This is a genomic window from Flagellimonas lutimaris, assembly GCF_051494225.1.
In the GTDB taxonomy this organism is placed as follows: Bacteria; Bacteroidota; Bacteroidia; order Flavobacteriales; family Flavobacteriaceae; genus Flagellimonas; species Flagellimonas lutimaris_A.
This window is the reverse complement of the sequence record NZ_JBNPYE010000001.1, coordinates 43443-56091: the sequence shown is the minus strand read 5'-3', so window position 1 is coordinate 56091 and position 12649 is coordinate 43443. Positions and strand designations below refer to the sequence as shown.

Here is a 12649-nt window from a genome sequence, read left to right as displayed (position 1 = left end):
CATGGACACAACAAATTGCGACACATCAAAGATAATCTGTCTACCAGAGCCGGGTATGCCCCGGATAGTGGTCATTGGCGGTGGTTTTGCCGGACTGGCCTTGGCAAAGGAATTGAAAAACAAGAAGGTTCAAGTGGTCCTATTGGACAAAAACAACTTTCATGCGTTTCAGCCTTTATTGTACCAAGTGGCAACGAGTGCCCTGGAACCGGACAGCATAGTTTTCCCATTCAGAAAGCAGTTCAATGGCTTCAAAAACCTAGTGTTCCGATTGGCGGAAGTATCAGAAATCCAACCTTTGTCCAATACGGTAGTGACCGACAAGGGGGCCGTTTCCTATGATTACCTGGTTTTGGCCACTGGGACAACGACCAACTTTTTTGGTATGGAAAGCGTTGCTAGGAACAGTTTGGGCATGAAGGGCATACGTGATGCCCTCAACATCCGGCATTTGATGCTGCAAAATCTGGAGCAGGCCGCCATTACCTGTGATGGGGAGGAACGCGATGCCCTCACCAATTTTGTCATCGTGGGCGGCGGTCCGGCCGGGGTTGAAATGGCAGGGGCCTTGGCCGAATTTCGTAGATACATCCTGCCAAAGGACTATCCAGAGTACCCATCCTCCACCATGGAAATCTACTTGGTGGAAGCCCTTGACGAACTATTGGGCACCATGTCGGACAAGGCCTCCACCAAGACACTGGCCTATTTAAGGGAACTTGAGGTAAACGTACTGTTCAACGAATCGGTAAGTGGGTATGACGGTAGTGTGGTCACCACAAAAAGTGGAAAGGAGATCAAGGCAAAAAACCTCATATGGACCGCAGGGGTGCAGGGGCAGTTCCCCAAAGGCATTGCCCCTGATAAAGTGGTAAAGGGCAACCGGCTCAAGACCGATCCCCATTTACATGTTGAGGGGTATGGGAATATTTTTGCCATTGGGGACATAGCCGCCTTGATCGGGGAAACGACTCCCAAAGGGCATCCCCAAGTGGCGCAGGTAGCCATCCAACAAGGCAGGTACCTTGGGCGGTCTCTTTGGGCCACCCTTCATGGAAAACCAACAAAACCCTTTTCCTACAAAGACAAGGGATCATTGGCCACAGTGGGCAAGCGCAAGGCCGTCGCCGATTTGGGCAAATTCAGGTTTGGCGGGTATCCCGCCTGGCTATTGTGGTCCATCGTTCACCTTATGTCCATCAGTGGTTTTAGAAATAGAATCCTGGTCGGTTTGAACTGGGCCGCAAGTTATTTCACCTATGAAAAGGGCAACCGTTTGATTATAAGGAATTTTAGCCCTCCAGACCAAGGCCCACCTAAAAAATCCAGAACGGGAAACTTCGGGAACCATAAAGAAAAAGTCCAATGAAGCGGAAACCAATATCCTATGATGTGATCAAAGGGAGGCTGATTTTTGAAAGAAAGGCCTTCCATGGACCCTTCAGGGGTAGCATCCAATTTTTGAACAACGTCCAATGGATATATCTGGACGACACGACCACAATTGCAGAACACATAAAACCCTATGAGCCATGAACAATATTCTAGTACCCACCGACTTTTCCAAAAACTGTGAAAAAGCAGCACAATTGGCCTTGGAAATGGCCAAGGCATACCAATCCGAGATCCATTTTTTGCACCTTATGAAAACACCCGTGGATTGGATAAAGCTGGATAAGGAAAAGGAAAAGCGCTATCCGGAGACCCTTAAACAGATCGGCAAGGCCAAAGCCGCCTTACGGGAGTTGGAAAAAACGGCCGAACGGAAGGGACTGAAGTGCCGGACCTTTCTTCAGTTTGATGCCGGACAAGCAGATATCCTGGAGCATTCGGGACATTTTCACCATGACTTCATCATTACCGGGAGCAGCGGTACCAAAGGAGTCGTCCGCGAATTGACGGGAAGCAATGTGGAACAAATTGTACGAAAGGCCCATGTCCCCGTTATCGTTGTAAAGGATGAAAAGCTACACTTTCCCTTCAAGAACATCGTGTTCGTTTCGGACTTTGAGGAAGATTGCAGCCAAGCCTTCGAGAAGGTCATCTCCATTGCCAAAAAATGCAATGCCCGGATACACTTCTTGCGCATCAATACCGAAACCGACCACAACAGTATCCGATTGGGCCTGTCCCCCATTGAAAATTTGCTGAAGAAATTCCCGGGATTGGAAAACTATGCGCTGGCGGTCTATAATGAACCTTCCGTTGAAACGGGGATCAATACCTTTGTTGCACAGCATCCCATTGATCTTATCGCCATGGTCACCCACGGCAAAACAGGGTTTTTAAGCCTGTTCCGAACCAGTATTGCCGAGGGCGTCACCAACCATGCGTCCTTGCCCGTAATGACCTTACACCTCTAAGCCATGGCCAAATCCGTTAACCTTATCAAACATTCGGGCGATGTAGTCCCGTTCGATCGTAAAAAACTGATCCATTCCTTACAACGTGCCCGCGCAAGCGATGTACTCATACAACAAATTGTGGAGCAAGTCGAGCACCAGATCCAGGATGGCATGACCACAAAAAAAGTATATCAGCTGGCCTTTACAATGCTTCGGAAAAAGTCCCGTGTGAGTGCCTCTAGATACAAGCTCAAAAAAGCATTGATGGAATTGGGCCCCTCCGGTTTTCCCTTCGAGAAATTGGTCGGTGAACTCATGGGGCGCGAAGGATTCTCCACCCAGGTAGGTGTCATAGTAGCGGGCAATTGCGTACAGCACGAAGTGGATGTCATAGCCCAAAAGGAAAATGTACATTATATGATCGAATGCAAATACCACAGTGACCAAGGCCGGTTTTGCAATGTCAAGACCCCTTTGTATATCCATTCCCGCTTTCTGGATGTGGAAAAGCAATGGGTCCGCCAAAAGGGACATGGTGCCAAACTCCATAAAGGTGGGGTGTACACCAATACCCGGTTGACCACTGACGCCATCCAATATGGGAACTGTGTTGGATTGCTCCTGTGCAGTTGGGACCATCCGAACGGAAACGGACTCAAGGATAGAATAGACAAGGCGGGTCTTCATCCCTTGACCGCCTTGACGACCCTTACCAAAGGGGAAAAAACAAAATTACTGGATAAGGGCATCGTCCTTTGCAAGGACATCCACGAAAACCCAATGTTGTTGGATGACATGGGAATCTCCAGATCCCGGCAAAAAAACATCTTGAACGATTCAAGGGAATTATGCAAAACCCATAGTCATGGACCTAGATAAAACAAACATTCATTTTTTGGGGGCGTCAGGTACGGTCACCGGCTCAAAATATCTTTTGGACACAGGAGACAGAAAAATACTGGTGGATTGTGGACTGTTCCAGGGACTGAAGGAACTGCGCCTTAAAAACTGGGAATATCCACCCGTAACGGTTTCGGAAATAGATGTGGTATTGCTCACCCATGGCCATATGGACCATACGGGATATCTTCCCCGATTGGTGAAACAGGGATTCAATGGGTCCATTTATGGAACATATCCCACCTTGGACATCACAAAGATCATTTTAAACGACACTGCCAAAATACAAGAGCAGGAAGCCGAACGTGCGAATAAGGAGGGCTATTCGAAACACCGTCCTGCCCAACCTCTCTACGACCTAAAGGATGTGGAAAAGACCCTTCCGCATTTCAAGGGGGTTCCCCAATCCCAATGGATTACCCTATTCGATGGCATAAGGGTACGGTTCCAATACAACGGACACATCCTGGGAGCCACACATATCGACTTGGATATACACGGAAAGCGCTTTGTTTTTTCAGGGGATATTGGAAGAACCAAGGACCTATTGCTTTACCCACCCCTAAAACCGAGAAAGGCCGATGTGCTTTTCATTGAATCGACCTATGGTGGAAGGTTCCATCCCGATGAGGCGGAAGCCCTCCCCTTGATCGAAAAATTGGTCCAGGACACCATAGCCAGGGGCGGTAGCCTTTTTATCCCCAGCTTCTCGGTAGAACGGGCCCAGCTCATGATGCTCATTTTTTGGAGGTTGCTGAAGGAGGGCAAAATCCCCAAGGTCCAAATGATCATGGACAGTCCGATGGGTACCGATGTATTGGAGCTTTTCCATCGAACAAGGGATTGGCACAAGTTGGAAGACCATGAATGTGATGAGATGTGTTCCCACTTCAACGTGGTAAGCAGCTATCGTGAAACCATGGAGCTGCGTATGGACCATAGCCCCAAAATCGTCATTGCGGGAAGCGGGATGCTAACCGGGGGGAGAATGCTCAACTATTTAGAGACCCAGGCCCCAAACCCGAACAATACCTTGCTTTTTGTAGGGTATCAGGCCGAGGGTACCCGGGGCAGAAAGCTGTTGGAAGGTGAAAAAGAACTAAAAGTATATGGAAAATGGGTGCCTTTCAACATGCAGGTCTGCGAGGTCGAAGGCCTATCGGCACATGCGGACCATGAGGAACTCCTGGGCTGGATGGACAGGATGGCCAATGCACCGGAACGGATATTCATCGTCCATGGGGAAAAGGATGGTGCCATCGCCCTACAAAGGGGCATCAAGGAAACCTATGGTTGGGAGGCCGAGATCCCACAATTATATCAAATCGAAGAAATCGCATAGACCATGGAACCCAATTCAAACACCTTAACATACAAACACCTTGGCATATACACCCAAAATGAAAATGTGGTGTACATGCGGTATGATTGCCACGTCTGTAAATCGGAAGGATTCGAAGCCCTTGTCCGGATAAGGGTCTCCAAGGCACCCCGTTCCATTGTGGCAAGCCTGAACGTGGTAAGTTCGAACATGCTCTTACCCGGTGAGATCGGTCTGTCCGATGCTGCGGCCCAGAAACTGGACGTTTCCGAAAACGACCTGTTGCACGTCTCCCATTTGGAGCCCATAGCGTCCCTTGGCCATGTCAGGGCAAAGATCTACAACAACAAACTCGACCGTGAGGCCTATGGGCATATCATTACGGATATCCTTGCGGGGGACTATTCCAACATCCACCTGTCGGCCTTCATCACGGCCTGTGCCGGTGACCGTATGGACTTGGATGAGATCACCGACCTGACCAAGGTCATGATCACCTCGGGCAAAACCCTGGACTGGAACCAAAGCATCATCGTCGATAAGCATTGCATCGGTGGACTTCCCGGCAACCGCACGACTCCCTTGGTGGTGGCCATGGTCACCGCATATGGGCTAACGATGCCCAAAACATCCTCAAGGGCCATCACCTCCCCGGCAGGTACTGCGGACACCATGGAGGTCATGACCAACGTTACGCTTTCATCGGATGAAATAGAGCGGGTCGTAAACCAGGAAGGAGGCTGTTTTGTGTGGGGCGGAACAGCGCAACTGAGCCCTGCGGACGATGTGCTCATCAAAATTGAAAAGGCCTTGGATATCGATAGTGAAGGGCAACTTATCGCCTCGGTCCTATCCAAAAAAGCGGCCGCAGGCTCCACCCATGTGGTCATAGACATTCCTGTGGGCGAGACCGCCAAGGTTCGAAGCATGGAGATGGCCCAAAAACTTCAGAGGGATATGGAGGCGGTCGGCAGGGCCGTTGGCCTCACGGTAAAGATTGTGATAACGGACGGTACCCAACCTGTGGGAAGGGGCATAGGACCATCCCTGGAGGCCATGGATGTGCTCAGTGTGTTGAAAAATGAGGCCAAGGCCCCACAGGACCTAAAGGAACGTGCTGTTTTATTGGCAGGCGAACTGTTGGAACTTTCAGGAAAGGTGGTGTCAGGGGAAGGCAACAGAAGAGCACTTCAAGTATTGGAATCGGGAAAGGCCTACGATAAATTCATTTCCATTTGTGAAGCCCAGGGACGTTTCTCCCTCCCCGTCCCGGCACCCCATACCTTGGAGGTCAAAGCTGAAAGATCAGGTGTCCTACACCACATTGACAACAGAAAAATTGCCAAGCTCGCCAAGCTTTCAGGGGCGCCCCGGGCCAAATCCGCAGGGATTTCACTGTACGTCCGTTTGGGGGACCGTATAACAAAGGGCCAAACCCTTTATACCCTGCATGCGGTAACAGAGGGTGAACTACGATATGCACTGGACTATAAAAACGATCATGAAGACATCATAACCATCCTATAAAACTTAAACAACACCTATGGAAACCATTTTGTTCAGTCTACCCGGAAATGAAGAGCTCACTGCCCTTATGGCCAAGCAAATGAATGCCGAAGTGGGAAGGGCCATCTTGAGGAAATTCCCCGACGGGGAATCCTACACACGCATCCTTTCAAAGGTGGAAGGCAAGTGTGTTGTCCTGGTCTGTACCCTTCACGAACCGGATGAGAAACTGTTGCCCCTCTATTTTTTAAGCCACACCGCCAAGGCACTCGGGGCAAAGTGTACCTGTTTGGTGGCCCCCTATCTCGCCTATATGCGACAGGATACGATCTTTCAGGAAGGGGAAGGTGTGAGCGCTGCATTTTTCGGAAAGTTGGTTTCGGGCTTTGCCGATAGCATGGTCACGGTGGATCCCCATCTGCACAGGATCACCTCCTTGGGCAAGGTCTATACCATCCCCAACAAGGTCATCCCCGCGGCCGACAACATATCCAAGTGGATAACGGAACATATCAAAGATCCGGTATTGATCGGCCCCGATTCAGAAAGTGAGCAGTGGGTCTCGGAGGTCGCCAAGAATGCCGGTGCCCCATTTACCGTATTGCAAAAGATTCGCCACGGCGATCGGGACGTGGAAGTTTCGGTCCCCGAAATAGATACCTACAGGGATGCCACCCCGATCTTGGTGGATGATATCATATCCACGGCACGAACCATGATCGAGACTGTCGGCCATCTTAAAAATGCGGGCATGAAACCACCAGTTTGTATCGGTGTCCACGCGGTATTCTCGGGCAATGCCTATGGTGACCTATTGGCCGCCGGGGTCGGGAATGTGGTGACCTGCAATACCATCCCCCACCCATCGAATGCCATCGATTTGAGTGGTATATTGGCAAGTGAAGTACAAAAAATGATGCATCACTTATGAAAAAACAAGGTTTTTTGTTATTGTTCCCATTCCTGATGTTCGCTCTCACCGCGAACGGACAGACGGACATGCTTATCGGCCAAATTTCAGGCCGATCCATCGTACGGGAAAATTTTGATGGCCAAGGAGCATTGCTCAACAAACAAACGTTCAAAGTCGGCGCGATCATGGAGAAAAATGGCAATTATGCCATTAAGGTGGTCGCACAAATGTTCGATAGGGACAACGAACCGACCGACACCTACTCCACCCTCTATAGCTGCAAGCCCGATCAGGCCAGTATGATGGTCATGGCCTTCCCGTTTTCCGACCCAGGTTCAAAGGAGACCGAGATCAACGCCACATCCACGGGATTCAAGGGGCTGTATGACTTGGACCACCTTGGGGACATTGAGATGAAGTTGACCTTTGATTCGGGCCTTTTGAACTTTTTTGGATCCAAGAGCCTGATACGGATCTACGGGCGGACTTGGGACAACGGGCAAAATGAACTTGATTCAAAAATCGAGATCAAGGCCTATGCCCTGGGCATACGGATAAAACAACTCCACTATACCGTCAAGGAGGAATTGAACGAGGACGGTTTATTGAAATTTCAGAAATTTACCGAAGAGGACCAAAGTTATTTCACGATGACCTATAATTGAAAGCCCATGAAAAATTACGATACCCTTTCAGAAGCCATATCCGATTTACAGGCAAAGGGCTATACCTATGATTTTAACCTCAAGCCCCATTGCCTGGAATGCGCTTCCCTTAAAATCGAAATTCGACCGGAGGACTTTAAGGTCGACCAGACCCATCGTTTTGAGGGGATGAGCAGCACCGATGACAACAGCGTGCTGTACGCCATATCCTCCAAGGATGGCATCAGGGGCATCCTGGTGGATGCCTATGGCGTCTATGCCGAAAACATTTCTGAAAAAATGAGAAAAAAATTACGATAACCCATAAAAAGGACCGATCATGGAAAAGCACCAACACCACGACCATTCACAGATGAACCACGATAAGACCGACCACTCCAAAATGGACCATGGCCCCGGGGGCCATTCGGGGCACAACCCCGCACATGGCCAAATGGGCCACGACCACCACAAAATGATGATCGCCGACTTTCGAAAGCGATTTTGGGCAACGCTGGTACTCACCATACCCATCTTGTTCCTATCGCCGATGATCCAGGATTTCTTTGGATATGAATTCCTGCTTCCCGGTAACCCTTACTTTCTTTTCGGGCTTTCCACCATTGTATATTTCTATGGGGGATGGCCTTTTTTGAAAGGTTTTTGGTCAGAAATAAAACAGGGTGCACCGGGAATGATGACCTTGATCTCCATGGCCATTTCCGTAGCCTATTTCTATAGCACGGCCACCGTATTCGGACTGAAGGGCCAAGACTTTTTCTGGGAACTGTCCACCCTTATAGCCATCATGCTACTCGGGCATTGGATAGAGATGAAGAGCGTCCTTGGTGCCTCAAAAGCCTTACAGTTGTTGGTCAGCATGATGCCTGCCGAAGCACACCGTGTCAAAGGGGAAACCATAGAGGACATACCGTTGGAAGCGGTATTGAAAGATGACATCATACTGGTCAAGCCGGGGGAAAAGGTCCCAGCCGACGGTACCATCGTCGAAGGCAGCAGTTACCTGAACGAATCCATGCTCACGGGGGAATCGAAACCTGTAAAGAAAGAGGAAAAGGACAAGGTGATCGGCGGTTCGGTCAATGGCAACAGCACCTTAAAGGTCAAAGTGGAGCACACGGGCAAGGATAGTTACCTCAACAAAGTGATCACGATGGTGGAAGAGGCCCAAAAGACCAAGTCCAAAATGCAGAACCTTTCCGATAGGGCCGCCAAATGGTTAACCTATATCGCCTTGACCATTGGTTTTGGAACCCTGGCGGTATGGCTGGCCCTGGGTTTCCCCTTTGTTTATGCCCTGGAACGCATGGTGACCGTTATGGTCATTGCCTGTCCCCATGCCCTGGGTCTTGCCATCCCTTTGGTGGTGGCCATTTCCACCGCGGTATCCGCCCAAAACGGCCTATTGATCCGCAACAGGACCGCCTTTGAGGAATCCCGGAAGATATCGGCCTTGTTATTTGATAAAACGGGGACCCTGACCAAAGGTGATTTTGGCGTTACCCGAATCCAATCGGTCGATGACAACTATTCCCAGGATGAAGTCCTTCGCCTGGCAAGTGCCTTGGAACAAAGCTCGGAACACCCCATTGCCGTGGGTATCATCAAAAGGGCCCAAGAGAAAAAGGTCACCATTCCCAATCCCTTGAACTTTCATGCGATCACTGGAAAAGGGGTCGAGGCAACCGTGGAGGACAAACCGGTAAAAGTGGTCAGTCCCGGTTTTTTAAGGGACAACAACATTCCCATTCCCAAAGACGCCTATAGCGATGCCGCCGAAACCGTGGTATTTGTGTTGATCGAGGAAAAACTGGCCGGATACATTGCACTGGCCGATGAGATACGATCGGAATCCCAAGAGGCCATTCAGGTATTCAAGAAGAACGACATCAAGGTATTGATGGCCACTGGGGACAATGAAAAAACGGCCAGGGCCGTTAGCGAAAAACTCGGTTTGGATGGCTATTATGCCGAAGTGTTGCCCCACCAAAAAGTGGAAATAGTGGAAGAACTCCAACGTAAGGGCGAGTTCGTGGCCATGACCGGGGACGGTGTGAACGATGCCCCGGCCCTTGCAAAGGCCAATGTGGGCATTGCCGTTGGTTCCGGTACGGACGTTGCGGCGGAAACCGCCGACATCATCTTAGTCAACAGTAACCCCAAGGATATAGCCAATCTCATCCTGTTCGGCAAGGCCACCTACAACAAAATGATCCAGAACCTGATTTGGGCAACGGCCTATAATGTGGTCGCCATTCCGTTGGCCGCCGGTGTACTGTATTCCTCAGGGTTTGTCATGGGCCCTGCCGTCGGTGCGGTGTTCATGAGCCTGAGCACCATCATTGTGGCCATCAATGCGCAGCTGTTAAGACGTAAGATAGGAAGGTAATCGAAGGATGATAGGCAATTAGAGCAATTTAGCATATAAAAGGGTGCATTCCCAATAGCAATACGAATTTTCAGTGTTCCCGCAATCCTATTAGGCCACTACGAAGAGAATACTGGATTCTCGTATTAATACTGCTGGAAGCCAGTTCCATTTTTCCTGAGGTGTACCATTCCTAATTTATTTCCTTTCTTGGTAACCATTATAACCTTTGGTATGGCAAAATTTTGTTTTCATGTTAAAGTGTATACCCTATAAGGGATTCCACTTCTCTTTATCGATAGGTCAATAGTTGAGCTCCAACCTTCTGCCTCCACGACTTTCCAAGAGAATCAGTCTTAGATGCTCCTTATGGGATAGGACAAATTTGGGTAGCACAAGTACAAATCGTTGGGAAGTCCCGGTTTTAATAATTTTGGGTCGTTCAAAGATAAAGTGGGGTTCCAACCTGGTTTCTTGATACGAGGATCTCCGTTTCAAGCTGCCATTTATCCTTAGGGCCTCAAGGGTGCCTACTTCAAAATCAATGCCTGATCGGTTGCGCACCTCTACGACCATAAATACTTGAGCGTTTCGGTAGACCAACCTTTTCAACCGCAATCGGATTCCCTTTCTTCGTACCGATGCCAAGGCACCATTCCCATCACTTGATAGCAATCCACTTAAAAGAGGAAATCGAGCTGTGTGGGAAGCCAAGGAATCCCCTTTTTTACCAGGTAATTGCTGTACTTGGCCAATGCTATGCGCCTTGTCCACAAAAAAATGGGTTTGTGCCAAGTGTTCCCCATAGACCACCATGAAGTCGTACGCTTGTCCGTCCATGGTGACCACCAAAAGGTTGGTAATGGTGTTGGCTGTGGACTGCAATAGCCCAAAATATTGAGCTTCTTCCCGGTTATAGGTAAAGATCGCTTTAGTGTTTCCCGTTATAGCCTGTTTGATGGGACTGGGAAAAAAGAGGGCCACGTTCATTTGTGAATTGGCTTGGATGGTGTCCAAAACCTTTTGGCCCGATACGGTGTGCCCATAGGCCATTAGCATTACTGCAATGATGACGTTTAGTGTTTTCATGATCTAGGTATTAAGAAGAATTGATAATGATCGGAAATCTGAACCTTAACGGTACGTTGATCGCGCTGAAATATGCGTTTGATCCCATTGAACTGGGGCACACCCGGCACATTGATCTCTCCAAGGCCCTCATCCAAAGACCGATCCACCACTTCACCTCGCAGATGGTTCTTCACATAAATCCCTTCCTGTCCATCCTGGGCATCATAGGCTTGCATATCCATAAGGGTTGTCCCCAATCGGGTAAGTTCCACCATCACCCGGTTGGGCCTTATCTTTACAAAGCCATAGAGGCGGGTACCTCCTGGCACTCTGTTTCCATCCACAACATAGTCATGTGTGAGTCGCAAGTCCAAACGTTGTCCGTCCCGAAGGGTCTGGTCTCCATCCACATACACCTTGGCCGCAGCGGCAGTTGGTAAATTTCCATCGGGACGGTTCCTTTTTGGATTGGAGGCAAAGAACAGTTGATGTGCAAGTCCCAGATCCGTTTCCGTCCTTGGGGAACCTATTGCCATGTTTTGGTCATCTTCCCTTACCTTTTTTACAACCTCCAACTGGGGCATTTCATCTACATCCGATACAGAAACTTTTTTCGCAGTAAAGACATTGGTATCAAAGACACTGTCTATGATCCGCTGCTTTTCATATTCCATATAATTTGGATTGAAATACCCTTTATCATCCACCATGTGGTCGGGATATACTTGGGGTGCCGTGGATTGTTTTTCCACCTTGATGGCTTCCACGGCTTCCAGTTTGGATTCAAATTCCACCGAAGTGTCCTCCAGATCCGGCATGGGGATCCTTCCCACATCAAGGCTTTCCTTTTTTGGCTTTCCAAAAGTGACGATACTATATATGGTGATAAAGAGTACCATACATACCAGTACCAGAACAAAAACTATTTTATTCTTCTGTGTTTTCATGAGTTTCAAGTTTACGAAGTGAGTTTTCAAAAAAATCAGTGATCAACAATCCATGTGGATTATGGGGGAAATTCCGTTCCACTTGGATCAGATGTCCCGAGGTCACCAGTTCATAGGTATCGGTGACGGTTCCCCGATTGATCCGTATATGCAATTGGGACCTAAAGGCAAAGGAAGTCCCATCCCAATCCAGCTCTGCATCGATTCTGATGACCTCTTGCACAAGGGAATATTGCAACAACCGGTTATAGAAACCGTCTGCCTTTTTCTGTTGAAAGACAGCACCAACGGAGGCATTGCCCAACCAAAGGGCCTTCTCCATGTTCTTCTCATAACTGCCGGCATCCACCCCATAAAACCACCTATGAAACTGTTCCAAATGGGCCAGGGCCTCCACTTCCAGATGATCTCGTTGTTCGGCCCAGGAAAGCGGTATGACCTCCCCTTCCCCATTGACCACGAAGGCCCCGTTCAACGATTCACGGTATATCCTGCCCACTAGGACCATAGCAACCATACAGACCAAACCCGAGGCGATAACCACGGCAAGAACCACAAAACGGTTGAGCCGCAGCACATGAACAATACTTTTAAAAGGTGTTTTCATAGACTT

At 49.1% G+C, this 12649-nt stretch carries 13 protein-coding genes; 10 read left to right on the top strand and 3 right to left on the bottom strand.

The annotated features are described in order from the left end of the window. Position 1: 1 nt before the first annotated feature. From ACQQ5U_RS00245 to ACQQ5U_RS00200, 10 genes are read left to right on the top strand one after another with little or no spacing between them, the layout of a single operon-like run. A complete protein-coding gene (locus ACQQ5U_RS00245) occupies positions 2–1369 on the top strand; it encodes an NAD(P)/FAD-dependent oxidoreductase (RefSeq protein ID WP_090294879.1) in 1368 nt (455 codons plus the stop codon). Then, the gene (locus tag ACQQ5U_RS00240) at positions 1366–1536 is read left to right on the top strand and encodes a hypothetical protein (RefSeq protein WP_275648311.1); all 171 of its coding nucleotides are present in this window, start codon (positions 1366–1368) and stop codon (positions 1534–1536) included. The genes ACQQ5U_RS00245 and ACQQ5U_RS00240 overlap by 4 nt, the downstream gene beginning before the upstream one ends. Continuing rightward, positions 1533–2363, top strand: a complete 831-nt coding sequence (locus ACQQ5U_RS00235; RefSeq protein WP_090294878.1) for a universal stress protein — start codon at positions 1533–1535, stop codon at positions 2361–2363. The genes ACQQ5U_RS00240 and ACQQ5U_RS00235 overlap by 4 nt, the downstream gene beginning before the upstream one ends. A gap of 3 nt (positions 2364–2366) precedes the next feature. Beyond that, on the top strand, positions 2367–3224 hold the full coding sequence (locus ACQQ5U_RS00230) for an ATP cone domain-containing protein (protein ID WP_090294876.1): 858 nt from the start codon (positions 2367–2369) through the stop codon (positions 3222–3224). Further along, positions 3211–4587, top strand: coding sequence for an MBL fold metallo-hydrolase RNA specificity domain-containing protein (locus ACQQ5U_RS00225; RefSeq protein WP_275648312.1), 1377 nt, complete (start codon positions 3211–3213; stop codon positions 4585–4587). The genes ACQQ5U_RS00230 and ACQQ5U_RS00225 overlap by 14 nt, the downstream gene beginning before the upstream one ends. Before the next feature lie 3 nt (positions 4588–4590). Continuing rightward, the gene (locus ACQQ5U_RS00220) at positions 4591–6093 is read left to right on the top strand and encodes a thymidine phosphorylase family protein (protein WP_090294871.1); all 1503 of its coding nucleotides are present in this window, start codon (positions 4591–4593) and stop codon (positions 6091–6093) included. Between the two features lie 16 nt (positions 6094–6109). Beyond that, on the top strand, positions 6110–7003 hold the full coding sequence (locus ACQQ5U_RS00215) for a ribose-phosphate pyrophosphokinase (protein ID WP_090294868.1): 894 nt from the start codon (positions 6110–6112) through the stop codon (positions 7001–7003). Then, positions 7000–7650, top strand: coding sequence for a hypothetical protein (locus ACQQ5U_RS00210; RefSeq protein ID WP_090294866.1), 651 nt, complete (start codon positions 7000–7002; stop codon positions 7648–7650). The genes ACQQ5U_RS00215 and ACQQ5U_RS00210 overlap by 4 nt, the downstream gene beginning before the upstream one ends. A 6-nt stretch (positions 7651–7656) precedes the next feature. Further along, complete coding sequence (locus tag ACQQ5U_RS00205; RefSeq protein WP_090294862.1) at positions 7657–7950, top strand: phosphoribosylpyrophosphate synthetase; 294 nt, start codon at positions 7657–7659, stop codon at positions 7948–7950. A 19-nt stretch (positions 7951–7969) separates the two neighbouring features. Further along, complete coding sequence (locus ACQQ5U_RS00200) at positions 7970–10039, top strand: copper-translocating P-type ATPase (protein WP_090294860.1); 2070 nt, start codon at positions 7970–7972, stop codon at positions 10037–10039. Between the two features lie 282 nt (positions 10040–10321). Here the strand turns inward: ACQQ5U_RS00200 and ACQQ5U_RS00195 are convergent, their stop codons facing one another. From ACQQ5U_RS00195 to ACQQ5U_RS00185, 3 genes are read right to left on the bottom strand one after another with little or no spacing between them, the layout of a single operon-like run. Further along, entirely contained in the window at positions 10322–11107 is a 786-nt protein-coding gene (locus ACQQ5U_RS00195; protein ID WP_437394906.1) for a DUF4138 domain-containing protein, read from the bottom strand. Next, positions 11104–12036 (bottom strand): conjugative transposon protein TraM, encoded by a 933-nt coding sequence (gene traM / locus ACQQ5U_RS00190; RefSeq protein ID WP_437394905.1) that lies wholly within the window; start codon positions 12034–12036, stop codon positions 11104–11106. Before traM ends, ACQQ5U_RS00195 begins: the two co-directional genes overlap by 4 nt. Beyond that, entirely contained in the window at positions 12017–12643 is a 627-nt protein-coding gene (locus tag ACQQ5U_RS00185; protein WP_437394903.1) for a conjugal transfer protein TraK, read from the bottom strand. The genes traM and ACQQ5U_RS00185 overlap by 20 nt, the downstream gene beginning before the upstream one ends. Positions 12644–12649 lie beyond the last annotated feature (6 nt).

Excerpts from the sequence above, each read along its gene's own strand:
- ACQQ5U_RS00245 (WP_090294879.1), top strand. The coding sequence starts at position 2 with ATGGACACAACAAATTGCGACACATCAAAGATAATCTGTCTACCAGAG.
- ACQQ5U_RS00240 (WP_275648311.1), top strand. The coding sequence starts at position 1,366 with ATGAAGCGGAAACCAATATCCTATGATGTGATCAAAGGGAGGCTGATT.
- ACQQ5U_RS00235 (WP_090294878.1), top strand. The coding sequence starts at position 1,533 with ATGAACAATATTCTAGTACCCACCGACTTTTCCAAAAACTGTGAAAAA.
- ACQQ5U_RS00230 (WP_090294876.1), top strand. The coding sequence starts at position 2,367 with ATGGCCAAATCCGTTAACCTTATCAAACATTCGGGCGATGTAGTCCCG.
- ACQQ5U_RS00225 (WP_275648312.1), top strand. The coding sequence starts at position 3,211 with ATGGACCTAGATAAAACAAACATTCATTTTTTGGGGGCGTCAGGTACG.
- ACQQ5U_RS00220 (WP_090294871.1), top strand. The coding sequence starts at position 4,591 with ATGGAACCCAATTCAAACACCTTAACATACAAACACCTTGGCATATAC.
- ACQQ5U_RS00215 (WP_090294868.1), top strand. The coding sequence starts at position 6,110 with ATGGAAACCATTTTGTTCAGTCTACCCGGAAATGAAGAGCTCACTGCC.
- ACQQ5U_RS00210 (WP_090294866.1), top strand. The coding sequence starts at position 7,000 with ATGAAAAAACAAGGTTTTTTGTTATTGTTCCCATTCCTGATGTTCGCT.
- ACQQ5U_RS00205 (WP_090294862.1), top strand. The coding sequence starts at position 7,657 with ATGAAAAATTACGATACCCTTTCAGAAGCCATATCCGATTTACAGGCA.
- ACQQ5U_RS00200 (WP_090294860.1), top strand. The coding sequence starts at position 7,970 with ATGGAAAAGCACCAACACCACGACCATTCACAGATGAACCACGATAAG.
- ACQQ5U_RS00195 (WP_437394906.1), bottom strand. The coding sequence starts at position 11,107 with ATGAAAACACTAAACGTCATCATTGCAGTAATGCTAATGGCCTATGGG.
- traM (WP_437394905.1), bottom strand. The coding sequence starts at position 12,036 with ATGAAAACACAGAAGAATAAAATAGTTTTTGTTCTGGTACTGGTATGT.
- ACQQ5U_RS00185 (WP_437394903.1), bottom strand. The coding sequence starts at position 12,643 with ATGAAAACACCTTTTAAAAGTATTGTTCATGTGCTGCGGCTCAACCGT.